We start from the raw sequence: 15,103 nt of genomic DNA on the forward strand, positions 1-15,103 counted from the left end.
GTGTGCGATGGGAACTCCGTCTACAGGCCGCGCTGCGCACCCCTCGAGCCGCGCCGGGAAGCGTAGCGCTGCCAGGCGACCAGGAACATCCCGACCGCGCCGAGCGTGAGCCCCGCGCTCGCGGTCGCCAGCCAGATGCCCACGCTGTACCCGAGCAGATACAGTACGACGAGGATGCCGAGCGCGACCGCCCAAGACGCGCTGCCCAGGACAAGGGCCGGACCGAGGTCGGTCAACGGCTTGGGCAGGTCGGGTGGCGGTATGCGTTCGTGTGAATCGACCACACCGGGAAGGCTACCGGGCTCGGTCTGGGGTGGCGGGACGAGTACGACACGGATGCCCTGTGTGTGCGTAAGACTCCTGGTCGTGACGAACGGCCCGGCTTGCGGGCGGGGTCGCGAGGGCGGGTAGGTAGGCTGTGAGAATGGCCGATGCTGGGCAGGAACGCACGCTCGCGAGCCGTTTGCGGCTGGCAGTGGTACGTCTGAACCGGAGGTTGCGCGCGCAGCGGTTGAGCACCAATGTCTCGCTCACGCAGTTGTCGGCCCTGTCGACACTGCACAAGTGCGGGGCGATGACGCCGGGTCAGCTCGCCGCGAAAGAGGGAGTGCAGCCGCCGTCGATGACGCGCGTGATCGTGGCGCTCGAGCAGCTCGGCTATATCGCGAGGACGGCCCACCCCACGGACGGGCGGCAGGCCATCGTGGAGCTCAGCCAGGCAGGTGTCGACTACGTGCACGCCAACATCACGATGCGGGAGGCGTGGCTGGACGAGCGGCTCGCCCAGCTGTCCGAGGAGGAACGCGCGGTGCTGGCCAGGGCAGCGGAGATCATCGAACGGATGGCCGCGCAGTAGTCGCGGCGGTAGGGGTATGAGCCCATGGGAAAGAACCCCTTGCCGAATAGATGAGGTTAGGCTAACCTTATACATGTCCGCTTCGTGGTGGGAGCGGCAGTCAGTTCGGGAACAGGCGGGGTCCCGTCGCGGCACTGTCCGTGGCGGGACCCCGTGCTCGTAGGGAACCCTACCGGTGGTGCGCCACGGCGGGCACGCGATCGAGCTCGACGCCGAAGCGGGAGCGGTAGGTGGCGAGCACATCCTCGTCGGTGTCCAGCACGGTCTCGCTGCGTCGCTCGTGCACGGACTCGATGAGCCGGTTACCGCTGACGGTGACGCGCCCGCCCGGCACTCGACGTGAGCAGGTCGTGTTCCTCGTGAAGTGGGACTCCGGGCAGGTGGCGTGATACCAGCAGGTCGGCACGAAGTCGCGCAGCTCGCGGCCCCGTGCCTCGAGCCGGTAGGTGGGTGTGTCACTGCGGTAGACGTCATGGTCCCCGTCGCCGACCGGCACGATGCGGTACTCGCCATCCTCGTCGGGTTGCGGCTCGCGGGAGTCGAGCCGCAAGGGGCGCACGGGGCCGCGCCCGAAGCCGACGTCGACCAGCCAGGGCTCGTCCAGGTCGACCCGTAGCGCGAGGTGGTCGAACGGTGGGCCGAGGTCGCCGTCGCCGGTGTACACCCGTGCCGACAGGTGTGTGACGGTGAACCCCAGGGCGCGCAGCAGCATGGCGAACGCGCCGTTGAGCTCGTAACAGAAGCCGCCTCGTCTGCGGTGGACCAGCTTGTCCACCAGGCCGGCCTCCTCGAGCTCGATGCGTTCGCCGAGGTGGATGGACAGGTTCTCGAAGGGGACGGTCTCCAGGTGCCGGACATGCAGCTCCGCAAGGGTCTGCCGGTCGGCCGCTGTGACGTGCGGCGCTGCGATGCGGTGCAGGTAGGACTCGACGGTGACGGGATCCATGAGTGCAGAGCGTGTCACTTCGAGCGCGGTCGAAGTCAATCGGTTTCCCGCGGCGCCTGGATGCCGGGTTCCCACCCCCGCCGACCGGCGGGTGACACGAGAAACGGGGCCCTCCCCTCGCGGGGAGAGCCCCGGGGCCTGTGCACAGGCCGGCTGATGCGTAGGGACGCGAGACGGGCCGCGCTCGATCAGGAGAGCAGCAGGCCGTTACCGCCGTTGCGGGCGTTGTCGAAGCGGCGCCCGATCTCCGCCCAGTTGTAAACGTTCCACAGCGCCTTGACGTAGTCCGCCTTCACGTTCTTGTACTGCAGGTAGAACGCGTGCTCCCACACGTCGGTCATCATGATCGGCACGGTCGGCAGCGCCAGGTTGTTGTGGTGGTCACGCAGCTGCTGGATGATCAGCTTCTTGCCGATCGGGTCCCAGGACAGCGCGGCCCAGCCGTTGCCCTGGATGGTGGTGGCAGCGGCGTTGTAGTGCGCCTGGAACTTGTCGAACGAGCCGAAGCTCTCGTCGATCGCGGCCGCGAGCTCGCCCGTGGGCTTGTCGCCGCCTTCCGGGTGCAGGATCTTCCACCACACGACGTGGTTGGCGTGCCCGGCCAGGTTGAAGGCCAGCGTGGTCTCCAGGCCGACGATGGAGCCGTAGTCACCCGCCTCGCGGGCGGCCTCGAGCTTCTCCATCGTGTCGTTGGCACCCTTGACGTAGGTCGCGTGGTGCTTGCTGTGGTGCAGCTCGTTGATCTCGCCGGAGATGTGCGGTTCGAGCGCACCGTAGTCGTAGTCGAGTTCAGGAAGCTCGTACAGGGCCATGCGCCCTCCTTGGGTTCGGTTGTGTCACTGTACCGATGACGTTCGCTTACCCAACCTAGTAGTGCGCGCGGTAGCGGGCGAACGGGGTGCACCGGTGATCTTCCGGCGCCACCTTGCTCCTTCGAGCACGCTCGAAGTCAACGCGAGTGTTGCGGGAACCACATCGCGCTTATCTATATATCGACAAATTTCCTTATGCTGCCTGGAGTTCGGGGATGTCCTCGGCGAGCTCACCGAGCACCGCGATGTTCAGCTCGTAGGCCAGCAAGGACTCCTCCACGACGGACCGTCGCTCGCGGTCGGTCCACGGCGAACTGTCCAGGAGCGCGCGATACGTGGTGCGGAACGCGTGCGGGTTCGTGATGCGGTCGAACCGGTAGAAGAGTGCACCGTCGTCCGTGATGCCGTACGTGTCGCGCAGCAGCCGCCGCACGACCTGGCCACCGGCGAGGTCGCCGAGGTAGCGGGTGTAGTGGTGCGCGACCAGCCCGGCCGCGCTGTCGAACGCGACCGCGCGCATCCGCTTGCAGTACCTGCGCGTGGCGGGTAACGGGTCGATCGCCGTGCGCCACCCTGGGCCGAGCAGGTAGGCGAGGTCGGCGGAGAGCGCGGGTAGCCGGGTGAGCTCGTCCAGCGCGAAACGTCCCCCGAGCGGGTGGTGACGCATCGCGCGGGTGGCTTCCTCCAGCGTGTGGTACACGAAGTAGTACTGGCCCGCCAGTTGGGCGTAGCTCTCGATGCTCAGCGACCCCGCGAGCAGCTCGGTCATGTATCGCGACCGGTGCGCGCGGTCGTGCGCCTCGCGCGTGGCGCTCCGCAGCGCCTGGGACAGCGAAACCAGATCCGTCGGGTGCTGCGGTGCGTGCGCCATGAATGACTCCGTACCGTGTTCGAAATGTCACAAGCCGTCAGTGTGAGCTTAAGGTACGGGGGCGTCCGGGACCACCCCTAGAGCAGGCTCCATTCGTGTACCGGCGCGCCGTCCACGGCGCGGTCGATGTAGCCGGCGAGCATCCGGTTCAACGCCTCGCGCCGGTCGAAACCGCGCGCCTCCAGCCGCATCACGGACTCGCGCTGCCAGTCCGAGCCGTTACGCCGGGCGATGCACCGCTGCCGCAGCACATCGAGGTAGTGGTCGGCGAGGGCAGCGGGGACGCCGGAGGACCGCAGGCCCTCGTGCGCCAGCGGGATCAGCACCCGCAGGGCGAGCTCGTCCGGGGGGACCCACCCGATACCCGGCCAGTACAGGTCCGCGTGCATCCCGTGCCGCGCACCCGCGTAGAGGTTCTCCTCGGCTGCCTGGAAGGACATCTGCGTCCAGACCGGCCGCTCGGCGTCGGCGAGGGCGCGCTGCGCACCGTAGAAGAACGCCGCGTTGGCGAGCATGTCGATCACGGTAGGGCCTGCGGGCAGCACGCGGTTCTCGATGCGCAGGTGGGGAGTGCCGTCGACGACGTCGTAGACAGGGCGGTTCCAGCGCCAGACGGTGCCGTTGTGCATGCGCAACTCGGACAGCTGTGGTGCCGCCCCTGCTTCCAGGGTCTCCAGCGGGTCCTCGGCGTCCGTTTCGGGCAGCAGGCCGGGGAAGTACCGGACGTTCTCCTCGAAAAGGTCGAAGATCGAGGTGACCCACCGCTCGCCGAACCACACCCTCGGGCGTACGCCCTGGGTCTTCAGCTCCTCCGGCCTGGTGTCGGTGGCCTGCAGGAACAGCGGTACCCGCGTCTCGTGCCAGAGGGCCTTGCCGAGCAGGAACGGGGAGTTGGCGCCGATGGCGAGCTGTACGCCGGCCAGGCACTGGGCCGCGTTCCAGTGCGTGGCGAAATCCTCCGGCGCTACCTGCAGATGCAGCTGGGCCGAGGTACACGCCGCCTCGGGAAGGATCGTGTCGGCGTAGCTGTACAGCCGGTCGGGCGAGCTTCCCGGCAGCGGCTCCCCGTCCATCTGCAGCAGCGTCCGTTCGCCCCGCGCAGCCAGGATCTCGTTGTTGAGCAGGCAGTACCGCTGGTTGTCCGTCAGCCACTCGGTGCGGAAGTGCTCGCTCGTCAGTGTGGGCAGGATGCCGATGGTCACCAGGTCCCCGCACGCGTCGCGGGCAGTCGAGGCGGCACCCGTGAGGTACCCGTGCAGCTCTCGCTCCAGCTCGCCGAGGGAGTCGCCTGCCAGTGGCCGAGGGCGTACGTTGAGCTCGAGGTTGTGCTTGCCCAGCTCCGTGGTGAACACCGGGTCGCCGAGCCGCTCGAGCATCAGCGTGTTGCTCATCGACGGGCGCAACTCCGGGTCCACGAGATTCAGCTCGAGCTCGAGACCGATCCGCTTGTGCGGGAAGGAGAAGCTGCCGTCGGCGAGCATCCGCTCCAGCGCGTCCAGGCAGCGCTGCACCTTGTGCCGGTACGGCATCCGGTCGCGCGGGCTGAGCGGCTCGGCCGCGGCAGCGGTTCCGGCAGGTTCGGCACTCACGTCGCCGTGCCCCGCACCGCCCTGGTGCGGGATGTGCGTGTAGCTCTGCCCGGTATGTTCGCTATCGGCGGCCCAGGCGCGGCTCTCCGGGAAGCTGACAGGTTCCTCCTGCGCATCCGTAGCTGCGCCACAGCTTGTTGTCACCACTCACCTCGACCATCACTCTCTCGACCGCACGCACTCCTGGATGGCACACCTGTGGCGGACCCCGACGGCTCACCGTGACACAGCACCTCCGTGGCCTGCTAGCGGCCAAATTGGTGCACCCGTACGGGATTCTGATCACTCTGTGCATTGTCAGCGGGCAGCTTCGCGTACGACGACGAGTATGCGGGTGAAATCGCCGGGCTCGCGCCGCCGGTCGGGGCGCTACGCGTAGCGGTGCTCGTGCACCGTGCGAACGGCACGTGGCGCCGGTGCGCGGCTCGTGGCGGACCAGCCGGGTGGCACACTCTGAAGGATGGCCGAGGTGATCCGCGTCGCCAGCAGTACCGACCGGAGGGTCGATGACTTTCGTGATCTCGCCCGCGCGGACCGCAGGCCGGACCGCCCTGGCGGGCGGGGACTGGTGATCGCGGAGGGAACCGTGGTCGTGCGGCGCATGCTGGCCTCGCCGTACCCGATCCGGGCCGTGCTCGGGGTGCAGCGCCGGGTGACCGAGCTGGCCGACGATCTCGACGGGTTGGACGTGCCGGTGTACGTCGCCTGCGCGGATACCATGGCGGAGATCGTCGGGTTCCACCTCAACAGGGGCGTCCTCGCGGTGGCCGGCCGTGCCTGCCTTCCGGACGCGGAGGCCGTCGCGGGACAGGCGTCGACGGTCGCGGTGCTGGAAGGCGTCGGTGACCACGAGAACCTCGGAGCGCTGTTCCGTAACGTCGCCGCGCTCGGCGTGGATGGCGTCCTGCTGGGGCCCGGGTGTTCCGACCCGCTGTACCGCCGCAGCGTGCGGGTGTCGATGGGGACGGTGCTGCGGGTACCGTTCGCGCCGCTCGCCCCGTGGCCGGACGGCGTCGACCTGCTGCGCGGGTACGGCTTCCACGTCGCGGCACTCACGCCGTCCGCAGGCTCGCAGGATCTCGCCGGGTTCGCCGGGCGCGGTGACCGGCGCGTGGCCCTGCTGCTCGGCTCGGAGGGTCACGGGTTGTCCCGGGAGGCCATCGAAGCGGCGGACACCGCCGTGCACATCCCCATGGCGGACGGGGTCGACTCGCTCAACATCGCGACCGCGGGCGCGGTCGCGTTCTACGAGCTGACCAGCAGGGTCGCGCACGACCCGGACAGGGGTGGCGTGCGTGGCTGATGTGTGAGCCCGCAGGATCCGGCGGGGAGGGCAGGCTACCGTGAAGACACCGATCCTGGGCTGACGAGGAGGTGCGGGGTGGAGCTGCGGATCCACGACGGGCGCGCGGTGCTGGCCGAACGCGACGGCGCCGGCGGCGAGGACGCGGCTCGGGAGATCCGGCCCGAGCAGCTCCCGCTCGGCGCGGAGCTTGCCGCGGCGCTGCACGAGTGGGCGCGGGTGGGCAGCGCGGTGCAGCAGGCGCGGGACGGCCGCAAGGCAGGGCTCAGTGAGCCCGGACAGGACGCGATGGGTCTGATCACGCAGCGGGGACGCCAGCTTGCAGGCAGGGTGGCCACGCAGTTGCGCAGGCCCGTGCACGTGATCGACCCGGTGAGCGGGGCAGCGAGCGTCGCGGTGCCCGACCCGGCCGCGAGCGAGCAGGGCGGCCCCCGGCACGCCAGCCCGCACGGGACGCGACTGTTCCGCAGATCCCCCGGGGAACCGACCCCGTGGGGATCCGGGCTGGCCGTGTCCGCGTTCACGGGGGTCTTCGTCTTCGTCGGGCTGCTCGCGCTGGGCAGGGCCACCGACGGCGGTTCCGGCGACAGCTGGCACTCGCTGGCGGCGGCGCTGCTTGTCACGCTCGGCCTGGCGCCGTCGCTCTGGCTGGGACGCCGGGTACCTGTGCTGCGCTGGGTGTGCTTCGGGGCCGCGGCCGGGGTCGTCGCGTCCTGGGCGGCATTGCTGGTCACCTGGTTGTAGCCGGCACGCACCCAGGGTTCGAGCCCTCGGCAGCAGGGCGGTACGGGGCGTTCGCCCGGGCTCAGCTGCCGCGCTGGGAACGGACGCCGAGCAGCACATCCTCCCAGGCAGGCACCACCGGGTGGTGCTTCCTGCGCCGCACGCCGGACCCGTCGGCGTTGTCCGGACCCGCGGGAACGGTGGGCAGCTCGGTGGTGTCGTCGTCGGGTTCCGGTGCGGGCACGTCCGCCCCGGTCATGCCGGTACCGGAACGCTCGGTGCCGTGCGTGGCGGGTGGTGTGCCGCCGTGGGGTAGCTGCCCGTTGTGCGCGTGGTAGCTCTCGCCGTCGGCGTCACCGTCGGCGTCGAGCGTGGGCTGCTCGGTGACGGGCGCCGTACGGGCAGCGGAGATCGGCTCCACGGGGCGCAGCGTGCGCGGGCTGCGATGCGCGTGCGGGTTGAGCATCTCCTCGGCATCGGCGTCGAGGTCGGTGACGGTGCCGCCGTGCGATCCCTGGGTGAACACCCAGTGCGCGGTGTTGTCCGAACGACCGGCCGCCCACCGTAGCTGGATGACCCACTTGCCGTCCTCGCCGCGCCACGCGTCCCAGCCTGCCTTGGTGTAGTCCTGACCGCGCACCCCGAACGCGTGCGCGACCACTTCACCGAGCGTGCGGACATCCGGCCCGTCCTCCCGGACCGGGTGCGCCTGCTGGGCGAGCTCGGCGATGCGGGCACGCTCGAGCAGGACGGGGTGGGCGTACCGCTCGACTCGCTGCACGGGGATGCCGGCGCTGGTCGCCACGTGCTCGACGGACTCCCCGCCCCGGATCCGCGCCTGGATCTCGCGTGGCCGCATGTGGCTCTCCAACTCGATCTGGATCTGTCCAAGCCGCGTGATGTCGCCGCGGGCGGCCGCGCGTAGCCGGTCGTCGGCGGGAATCTGGAACTGTTCGCCGGTGTCGGGATGCTCGCAGACGACGGACGTGCCGTCCTCTTCCAACCCGACAACCCTCAGCGTGCGCATCTCCCGCCTCCCACGACGTAACGTACTGCGCGCTCAGGATAGTTCGGCGAGTCGGCTTGACCCGGCAGGCACGCCGAGTCGTGAGTGATCTTGTCGCGAACGACAGCGTGGTGGTCACCCGTTCGGGGTGACCACCACGCGTGATTCGATCGGTTTGCCGAGTATTACGAGGTGCGCTCGACGATCCAGTCGACGGACTGGATCAGGGCGCTGATGTCGTCCGGCTCGATGGCAGGGAACATGCCGACGCGGAGCTGGTTACGACCCAGCTTGCGGTACGGCTCGACGTCGACGATGCCGTTGGCACGCAGCGTGGCCGCGAGCTGGGTGGCATCGACATCGTCGGCGAAGTCGACGGTGCCGACCACGTGCGAACGCAGCTCGGGCTCGGAGACGTAGGGGCTGGTGTAGCTGGTCTTCTCGGCCCACTCGTACAACCGGCGCGCGGACTCCGCGGTGCGCTTCGTCGTCCACTCCAGCCCGCCGCCTTCGAGCATCCACTCGATCTGGTCGGCCAGCAGCAGGAGCGTGCCCACCGCAGGGGTGTTGTACGTCTGGTTCTTGCGCGAGTTGTCCAGTGCCGTCGTCAGGGACAGGAACTCGGGAACCCACCTGCCGGAGTTGCCGATCTCCTCGATCCGTTCGACGGCGGCCGGGGAGGCGAGCGCCACCCAGAGCCCGCCGTCGGCCGCGAAGCACTTCTGCGGGGCGAAGTAGTAGACGTCGAAGTCCTCGGCGGCCACGGGCAGCCCGCCCGCACCACTCGTGGCGTCGATCGTGACGAGTGCGCCCTCGCTGCCCGCGGGACGTCGCACGGGCACGGCGACGCCGGTCGAGGTCTCGTTGTGCGCCCAGCCGACGATGTCGGCGCCGGGCTGGTAGGTGATCTCCGGGGCCGTGCCCGGCTCGGAGGCGACCACGATCGGGTCGGAAAGGAAAGGCGCGCCCTCGGCGACCTTGGCGAACTTCGAGGAGAACTCGCCGTAGGTGAACAGTTGCGCGCGCTCACGGACCAGACCGAAGGCCGCGGCATCCCAGAACGCCGTTGTTCCGCCGTTGCCGAGCAGCACTTCGTACCCGTCGGGCAGGTTGAACAGGTCTCGCAGCCCCGTGCGCACGCGACCCACGAGGTCCTTGACCGGCTTCTGCCGGTGCGAGGTGCCCATCACGGCCGCGCCCCCGCTCGCGAGGTGCGCGAGCTGCTCGGTGCGGACCTTGGAAGGGCCACAGCCGAACCGCCCGTCGGCTGGTTTGATGTCGTCGGGAAGTGTCAAATCAGCGGCATCGGTCATGGGAACAGTCTGTCACGCGCGCCAACCGCGCTCGTCGACACCGCCGGGGATCGGTGCCCGCGGGTCGTACGGAGTGCGCGTGAAGACGAAAGTCGCCAGCTCCAGGTGCCGGGGTGTGCCGTCCGTGTCGCGGCCGACACGCAGTGTCTCGCCGGAGTAGTACCCGTCGAGCCCTTCCCAGCGGTCCTCGCCGAGCGGGCGGAACCGGGACGCCCTGCCCTTGCCGGATGCCGGGGAGAGGTCCAGCCACCCTTCGGGAAGCGCTCGCACGTGGAACGGGGTGGGGCCCCAGTGCCACAGGCCGGTGAGCTCGAGCAGCGCCGGGTCGACGTGCGCGGGCTGCCACGGTGCGGGCAGGACCGGCTCGTGCTCGTCGGCCAGCCCGACGAGGTCGAGGACGAGACCGAGTATCGCCGGGCCCGAGGTGGTGTTGGCCATCGCCAGCGCGCCGGTCCCCGTCGCAGGGTCGATCATCGCCGAGGCGAGGAACCCGGGCATCGAACCGGTGTGCCCGGCCAGGATGCGCCCCTGGTGGCGTACCAGCTGGAAACCGAGACCGTATCCGGCGATCCAGGCGTCGCTGCTGTCCACGGCCGCCACCTCGCGCATCTCGGCGATGGTGTCTGGGCGCAGGACCCCGCCGGTGTGCCCGCCGACGAGCGCGACGAAGCGCGCGAGGTCGGTGACGGTGGACCACAGCTGCCCGGCAGGGGCCATGGCACCCGCGTCGTGTGCGGGTTCGGGCAGCACGACGTCGGCGAACGGGTGCACGGCCCACCCCGTGGCGTGGCGCCCGTGCGGGTGGGCGTCGGTGCGGTGCATACCGAGGGGAGTGAGGATCTCGGCACGCAGCGCGTCCAGCCAGCTCGTGCCGCGGTGCCGGGCGACCAGCTCACCGAGGGTGCCGTAGCCGACGTTGGAGTAGTGGAAGCGCCCGCCCGGCCGGAGCTTGAGCGAGCCGCTGTCCAGCCGGGAGGCGAGCTCGGACCAGTCGGTTCCCGGGCTGCGTTCCCACCATTCGCCCGGGGACTCCGCGGTCAGCCCCGAGGTGTGGGTCAGCAACCGGGCGACGGTCAGGTGACCGAGTTCGGTGCCGGGCAGGTGCCGCTCGAGCGGGTCGTTCAGCTCCAACGCTCCCTCGTCGCGCAGGCGCAGCACCAGCAGGGCGATGAAGGGCTTGGTGATCGAGCCGATGCGGTACTGCGTGTCGTTGTCCGGCTCGACCCGTTGGGCTGTTCGGGGCCCGTCGCCGGACCCGTCGCCGGGCCCGTCCAGGTAGCCGCGCGCGCCGGACCAGGTGATCTTCCCGTCCCGCACGACGGCAGCCACCAGGGAGGGCGCGCGACCGGTGGCCTGCTCGGTCGCGATGCGCCGCAGGAGCGCGAACTCGGTCGTCGGTAGCATGCGCGCCATTCTGCCGCCCGACCGTTGTGCCGCCCGCCACACCCCAACCGGGGTTGTGCTGAATGACGCTTTCACTCCATACGGAAGGCTGAATGACGCTTTCAGCTCGCACAGTGGACTGAAAGCGTCATTCAGCACACAACTTGGGGTGGGGTGACGGTCTGCCAGCCGTCCACAGCGTCGGGGTGGCGCGGGCCGGGGCCGACATAGGTGGCCGAGGGGCGGACCAGGCGACCGGTGCGCTTCTGCTCCAGGATGTGGGCGCACCAGCCTGCCGTCCGGGCGCAGGTGAAGATCGCAGGCATCATGTGCGTCGGGACCTCGGCGAAGTCCAGGATCATCGCCGCCCAGAACTCGACGTTGGTCTCGATCGGCCGGTCCGGCCGCCGCTCGCGCAGCTCGGCCAGTGCGGCCTGCTCCAGCGCCTCCGCTGCCTCGAACCGGGGTGCGCCGAGCTCCTTGGCTGTGCGCCGCAGCACCCTTGCCCGCGGGTCCTCGGCCCGGTACACGCGGTGCCCGAAGCCCATCAGCCGCTCGTTGCGGTCCAGGATGCCGCGCACCACGGCGCGGGCGTCGCCGGTCCGTTCGACCTCGTCGACCATCGGCAGCACCCGCGCGGGCGCGCCCCCGTGCAGCGGGCCCGACATGGCACCGATGGCGCCGGACAGCGCAGCCGCCACATCGGCCCCGGTGGAGGTGATCACCCGTGCGGTGAACGTGGAGGCGTTCATGCCGTGCTCGGCCGCCGAGACCAGGTAGGCGTCGATCGCCTTCACGTGCGCCGGGTCCGGGTCGCCACGCCACCGGGTCATGAACCGCTCGGCGATTGTCGACGCCTCGTCCACCCGCGCCTGCGGCACCGCGGGCTGGTGGATGCCGCGCGCCGACTGGGCCACGTAGGACAGCGCCATCACCGCGGCGCGCGCCAGCTGCTCGCGGGCCTGCTCGTCGCTGATGTCCAGCACCGGCTCGTAACCCCAAATGGGCGCGAGCATCGCCAGCGCTGCCTGCACGTCCACCCGTACGTCGCCGGAGTGCACGGGCAGCGGGAACGGCTCGGCAGGCGGCAGGCCCTGCCCGAAGGAGCCGTCCACGAGCAGCGCCCATACGTCGCCGAAGGTGACCTTGCCTGCGAGGTCCTCGATGTCGACCCCGCGGTAACGCAGCGCACCGCCGTCACGGTCGGGTTCGGCGATCTCGGTGCGAAACGCGACCACACCTTCCAGCCCCGGCCGGAAGCCGTCGTCGAGATCCTGCTCCTGTGCCGGCTGTGTCATAGCGACTCCTCACCTTGCCTGACTAGCGGGTGCTGATCGCTCGCATGGCGGAAGGTGGACGCCACGCTGCGTTAGCTGCGCTTACTGTGCACTGCCTCTCGGGGGTCGGGCAATCGGCCGTGTGGTGTGATCGGTCACGTCTACCGATCATCGCAGAGTGCCGGACCGCACGCTGGGGGAGGATTCGGCGGTGAGGTGGGCTCGAAAGGGCTCTTTCGTGATCGTGGCGGCACCCACTACCGTCGTCACGTTCGTCTTCGTGCGGGAGGGTGGCCGATATGACCGAGTTCGCAGCGGACGGCAAGAATGCCGGGGTGGTTCTGCCCGCTATGCGGGTCTCGTACGAGGGGACGTCGCTCGACGTGTCCGATCTGGCCGATACCTGGACCGAGCAGCTTCAACGCTGGTTGGACGAGGCTGTCGCTGCCGGGGTGCCCGAGCCGAACGCGATGGTGCTGGCCACTGCCGACGACGAGGGCAGGCCGTCCTCGCGCACGGTGCTGTGCAAGGGCCTGAGCGAGCGTGGCATCGCCTTCTACACCAACTACACCTCCGCCAAGAGCCACCACCTCAGCGGTGTGCGGTACGCCTCGGTGACATTCCCGTGGTACGGGCTGCACCGGCAGGTGAACCTGCGCGGGGAGGTGGAGAAGGTCGATGCGGCCGAGACCGCGGAGTACTGGGCTTCCCGGCCGCGCGGATCCCAGCTCGGCGCATGGGCATCGCCGCAGTCCGGGGTCGTACCCGACCGCAGGAACCTGGAGAACGCGCTGCAGGTCGTGGAGCGCCGTTTCGCCGACACCGACGAGATCCCGCCCCCGCCGCACTGGGGCGGATGGCGGATCCGGCCGGAGACGGTGGAGTTCTGGCAGGGCCGCGAGAACCGCATGCACGACCGGCTGCGCTACGTCCGCCACGACGGCGAGTGGCGGATCGAGCGGCTCGCGCCGTAGCAGCGCAGCACCGTGCCTGCCGGGGACGGGTACACCGCGCGGCGCACCGGTAGCCTGCATGACGTGAGTCACGGGCATGTTCTTGTCACACGGGAGCTGACGGACGCGGCCATGGCCTCGGCGCGGGAGCTGGGTCGTGAGGTCGTCGTCGGGGGTGTCGATCCCCCGGAACGCGGTTGGTTGCTCGACGCTGCGCGCGGTGCGAGTGCGATCGTGTGCACGCTGACCGAGCGGATCGATGCGGAGGTGCTCGACGCCGCGGGGCCCGGGCTGCGTGTGGTGGCGAACGTGGCCGTTGGCTACGACAACGTGGATGTGCCTGCTGCCCACGAGCGTGGGGTCACGGTGACCAACACGCCGGGGGTGCTCGACGCGGCAACCGCCGACCTGACCATGGCGCTTCTTCTCGATCTGGCGCGCCGGGTGTCCGAGGGTGACCGGTTCCTCCGCGCCGGGACGCCGTGGATCTGGGGCCCGCGTATGTTCGTGGGTCTGGATGTCTCGGCGGGCTGCACACTGGGCATCGTGGGCTACGGACGGATCGGCCGTGCCGTGGCTCGCCGCGCGAGAGCGTTCGACATGCGGGTACTGGCCTACAGCCCGAGCCTGCAGCGCTCCGGAGGCGACGCGGACGGTATTGAGTACGCGGACCTGTCCACGGTGTTCGAGGCCAGCGACATCGTGTCGCTGCACACCCCGCTGACGGCCGAGACCAGGCACCTCGTGGACGGCGCGGCACTGGCGTCGATGCGAAGGCACGCGCTGCTGGTCAACACGGCGCGTGGCGGCGTGGTGGACACCGACGCGCTGGTAGCCGCGTTACGGGCGGGGGATATCGGGGGTGCGGCGCTGGACGTGTTCGAGCACGAGCCCCGGGTGGACCCGCGGCTTCTCGAGCTCGACAACGTGGTCCTCACACCCCATGTCGCCAGCGCGGGACAGTCGACCCGCGACCGCATGGGGATGCTGGCGGTCGACAACGCCGCCGCCGTGCTCGCCGGTGAGGCGCCGCCGACACCGGTGGCGGTGGACGGGGCACGTTAGGCAGACCGGCCGGGCCGCTGCGAACCTCCTGGCGGCGGGATACTGACAGGATAGCGTAGACGGCCGAGTCGAGCGTGCTTTCGGTCGGCACCAAGGGAATCCGGGTGGACGTACGTCCGGTTGCGCGCGCTACCCGTGCCGGCCGTGCCCGCGCGACGCTGACGTGTCCGGTGCGCGCTCACGGCCGTGCGACGTACCGGTCGCCGGGGCAACCGATTCGCCACACGCCCCGGCGCGTCAGTGCTCGAGGACGGCGTGCAGGAACCGCCTGGTGCGTTCGTTCTCCGGGGCGCGCAGCACCTGCTCCGGGGGGCCCTGTTCGATGGCCGTTCCGTTGTCGAACATCACCACCCGGTCGGAGATCTCCTCCGCGAACCGCATCTCGTGGGTGACCATCAGCATCGTCATATCCGTGCTCGTTGCGAGGTCGCGGATGACGTTGAGCACCTCACCGATCAGCTCGGGATCGAGCGCAGACGTGACCTCGTCGAGCAGTAGCACCTTCGGGCGCATGGCCATGGCGCGCGCGATGGCGACCCGCTGCTGCTGCCCGCCGGACAGCCGGTGCGGCTTGTGGTCGAGGTGCTTGTCGAGACCCACCATGTCGAGCAGGCCCTTGGCGCGCTCGTGCGCCTCGTCCTTCGACATCCCGAGAACCTGGACAGGGGCCTCCATGACGTTCTCGATCGCTGTCAGGTGCGGGAAGAGGTTGAACTGCTGGAACACCATGCCGATCTTGCGCCGGGTGAGCTTCATCTGCTTGCTCTCCCGCCGGATACGGCGACCGCGTACGACGTTCCACAACTCGTCCCCGTCGACGGTCACCACGCCCTCGTCCGGATGCTCGAGTGTCATGAGTATTCGCAGGATCGTCGTCTTCCCCGAACCGGAGGCACCGATGATGGATACCTTCTCGGCCGGTTCGACGTGGAAGTTCAGGTGCTTCAGGACGTGGTTGTCGCCCCAGCTCTTGTCGACGTTCTCGAACGAGATCATCACGTCCGAG

At 69.8% G+C, this 15,103-nt stretch carries 15 protein-coding genes; 5 read left to right on the forward strand and 10 right to left on the reverse strand.

The window, feature by feature from the left end; translation table 11 throughout:
• Positions 1 to 20: 20 nt before the first annotated feature.
• Positions 21 to 284: a DUF2530 domain-containing protein gene (locus CHB84_RS11265; RefSeq protein WP_089301513.1), complete on the reverse strand. Its 264-nt coding sequence runs from the start codon at positions 282 to 284 to the stop codon at positions 21 to 23.
• 140 nt (positions 285 to 424) lie between these two features.
• On the opposite strand from CHB84_RS11265, the gene CHB84_RS11270 reads away from it, so the two are divergent.
• Positions 425 to 856 carry a MarR family winged helix-turn-helix transcriptional regulator gene (locus tag CHB84_RS11270; protein ID WP_089301514.1) on the forward strand — a complete coding sequence of 144 codons (432 nt, stop codon included), beginning with the start codon at positions 425 to 427 and terminating at the stop codon, positions 854 to 856.
• Positions 857 to 1,025: 169 nt separating this feature from the next.
• Here CHB84_RS11270 and CHB84_RS11275 read toward each other — a convergent pair whose 3' ends face one another.
• From CHB84_RS11275 to CHB84_RS11290, 4 genes are all read right to left on the reverse strand, one after another.
• Positions 1,026 to 1,802 carry an arylamine N-acetyltransferase family protein gene (locus CHB84_RS11275; RefSeq protein WP_089301515.1) on the reverse strand — a complete coding sequence of 259 codons (777 nt, stop codon included), beginning with the start codon at positions 1,800 to 1,802 and terminating at the stop codon, positions 1,026 to 1,028.
• Between the two features lie 188 nt (positions 1,803 to 1,990).
• Positions 1,991 to 2,614 (reverse strand): superoxide dismutase, encoded by a 624-nt coding sequence (locus CHB84_RS11280; RefSeq protein ID WP_089301516.1) that lies wholly within the window; start codon positions 2,612 to 2,614, stop codon positions 1,991 to 1,993.
• A 193-nt stretch (positions 2,615 to 2,807) separates the two neighbouring features.
• Positions 2,808 to 3,485, reverse strand: coding sequence for a biliverdin-producing heme oxygenase (locus CHB84_RS11285; RefSeq protein WP_089301517.1), 678 nt, complete (start codon positions 3,483 to 3,485; stop codon positions 2,808 to 2,810).
• Positions 3,486 to 3,562: 77 nt separating this feature from the next.
• Positions 3,563 to 5,014: a glutamate-cysteine ligase family protein gene (locus CHB84_RS11290; RefSeq protein ID WP_089301625.1), complete on the reverse strand. Its 1,452-nt coding sequence runs from the start codon at positions 5,012 to 5,014 to the stop codon at positions 3,563 to 3,565.
• Positions 5,015 to 5,534: 520 nt separating this feature from the next.
• Here CHB84_RS11290 and CHB84_RS11295 point away from each other — a divergent pair.
• Positions 5,535 to 6,377: a TrmH family RNA methyltransferase gene (locus CHB84_RS11295; RefSeq protein ID WP_089301518.1), complete on the forward strand. Its 843-nt coding sequence runs from the start codon at positions 5,535 to 5,537 to the stop codon at positions 6,375 to 6,377.
• A gap of 78 nt (positions 6,378 to 6,455) precedes the next feature.
• The gene (locus CHB84_RS11300) at positions 6,456 to 7,121 is read left to right on the forward strand and encodes a DUF2537 domain-containing protein (RefSeq protein ID WP_089301519.1); all 666 of its coding nucleotides are present in this window, start codon (positions 6,456 to 6,458) and stop codon (positions 7,119 to 7,121) included.
• A 61-nt stretch (positions 7,122 to 7,182) separates the two neighbouring features.
• Here CHB84_RS11300 and sepH read toward each other — a convergent pair whose 3' ends face one another.
• From sepH to CHB84_RS11320, 4 genes are all read right to left on the reverse strand, one after another.
• Entirely contained in the window at positions 7,183 to 8,127 is a 945-nt protein-coding gene (sepH, locus tag CHB84_RS11305) for a septation protein SepH (protein WP_089301520.1), read from the reverse strand.
• Between the two features lie 164 nt (positions 8,128 to 8,291).
• Positions 8,292 to 9,419, reverse strand: a complete 1,128-nt coding sequence (serC, locus tag CHB84_RS11310) for a phosphoserine transaminase (protein WP_089301521.1) — start codon at positions 9,417 to 9,419, stop codon at positions 8,292 to 8,294.
• 12 nt (positions 9,420 to 9,431) lie between these two features.
• A complete protein-coding gene (locus tag CHB84_RS11315) occupies positions 9,432 to 10,823 on the reverse strand; it encodes a serine hydrolase domain-containing protein (protein ID WP_089301626.1) in 1,392 nt (463 codons plus the stop codon).
• Between the two features lie 131 nt (positions 10,824 to 10,954).
• Complete coding sequence (locus CHB84_RS11320; protein WP_089301522.1) at positions 10,955 to 12,100, reverse strand: citrate synthase 2; 1,146 nt, start codon at positions 12,098 to 12,100, stop codon at positions 10,955 to 10,957.
• Positions 12,101 to 12,378: 278 nt separating this feature from the next.
• Between CHB84_RS11320 and pdxH the strand changes: the two genes are divergently transcribed.
• Positions 12,379 to 13,053: a pyridoxamine 5'-phosphate oxidase gene (pdxH, locus tag CHB84_RS11325; RefSeq protein WP_089301523.1), complete on the forward strand. Its 675-nt coding sequence runs from the start codon at positions 12,379 to 12,381 to the stop codon at positions 13,051 to 13,053.
• 63 nt (positions 13,054 to 13,116) lie between these two features.
• Positions 13,117 to 14,097 carry a 2-hydroxyacid dehydrogenase gene (locus CHB84_RS11330; protein ID WP_281251749.1) on the forward strand — a complete coding sequence of 327 codons (981 nt, stop codon included), beginning with the start codon at positions 13,117 to 13,119 and terminating at the stop codon, positions 14,095 to 14,097.
• A gap of 237 nt (positions 14,098 to 14,334) precedes the next feature.
• On the opposite strand, the gene ehuA is transcribed toward CHB84_RS11330, so the two are convergent.
• A complete protein-coding gene (gene ehuA / locus CHB84_RS11335; RefSeq protein WP_089301628.1) occupies positions 14,335 to 15,093 on the reverse strand; it encodes an ectoine/hydroxyectoine ABC transporter ATP-binding protein EhuA in 759 nt (252 codons plus the stop codon).
• Positions 15,094 to 15,103 lie beyond the last annotated feature (10 nt).

The sequence above is a fragment of the Haloechinothrix alba genome (assembly GCF_900188115.1).
Classification (GTDB): Bacteria; Actinomycetota; Actinomycetes; order Mycobacteriales; family Pseudonocardiaceae; genus Haloechinothrix; species Haloechinothrix alba.

Excerpts from the sequence above, each read along its gene's own strand:
- CHB84_RS11290 (WP_089301625.1), bottom strand. The coding sequence starts at position 5,014 with ATGCCGTACCGGCACAAGGTGCAGCGCTGCCTGGACGCGCTGGAGCGG.
- CHB84_RS11270 (WP_089301514.1), top strand. The coding sequence starts at position 425 with ATGGCCGATGCTGGGCAGGAACGCACGCTCGCGAGCCGTTTGCGGCTG.
- CHB84_RS11275 (WP_089301515.1), bottom strand. The coding sequence starts at position 1,802 with ATGGATCCCGTCACCGTCGAGTCCTACCTGCACCGCATCGCAGCGCCG.
- ehuA (WP_089301628.1), bottom strand. The coding sequence starts at position 15,093 with ATGATCTCGTTCGAGAACGTCGACAAGAGCTGGGGCGACAACCACGTC.
- CHB84_RS11315 (WP_089301626.1), bottom strand. The coding sequence starts at position 10,823 with ATGCTACCGACGACCGAGTTCGCGCTCCTGCGGCGCATCGCGACCGAG.
- CHB84_RS11280 (WP_089301516.1), bottom strand. The coding sequence starts at position 2,614 with ATGGCCCTGTACGAGCTTCCTGAACTCGACTACGACTACGGTGCGCTC.
- CHB84_RS11320 (WP_089301522.1), bottom strand. The coding sequence starts at position 12,100 with ATGACACAGCCGGCACAGGAGCAGGATCTCGACGACGGCTTCCGGCCG.
- CHB84_RS11295 (WP_089301518.1), top strand. The coding sequence starts at position 5,535 with ATGGCCGAGGTGATCCGCGTCGCCAGCAGTACCGACCGGAGGGTCGAT.
- pdxH (WP_089301523.1), top strand. The coding sequence starts at position 12,379 with ATGACCGAGTTCGCAGCGGACGGCAAGAATGCCGGGGTGGTTCTGCCC.
- CHB84_RS11285 (WP_089301517.1), bottom strand. The coding sequence starts at position 3,485 with ATGGCGCACGCACCGCAGCACCCGACGGATCTGGTTTCGCTGTCCCAG.
- serC (WP_089301521.1), bottom strand. The coding sequence starts at position 9,419 with ATGACCGATGCCGCTGATTTGACACTTCCCGACGACATCAAACCAGCC.
- sepH (WP_089301520.1), bottom strand. The coding sequence starts at position 8,127 with ATGCGCACGCTGAGGGTTGTCGGGTTGGAAGAGGACGGCACGTCCGTC.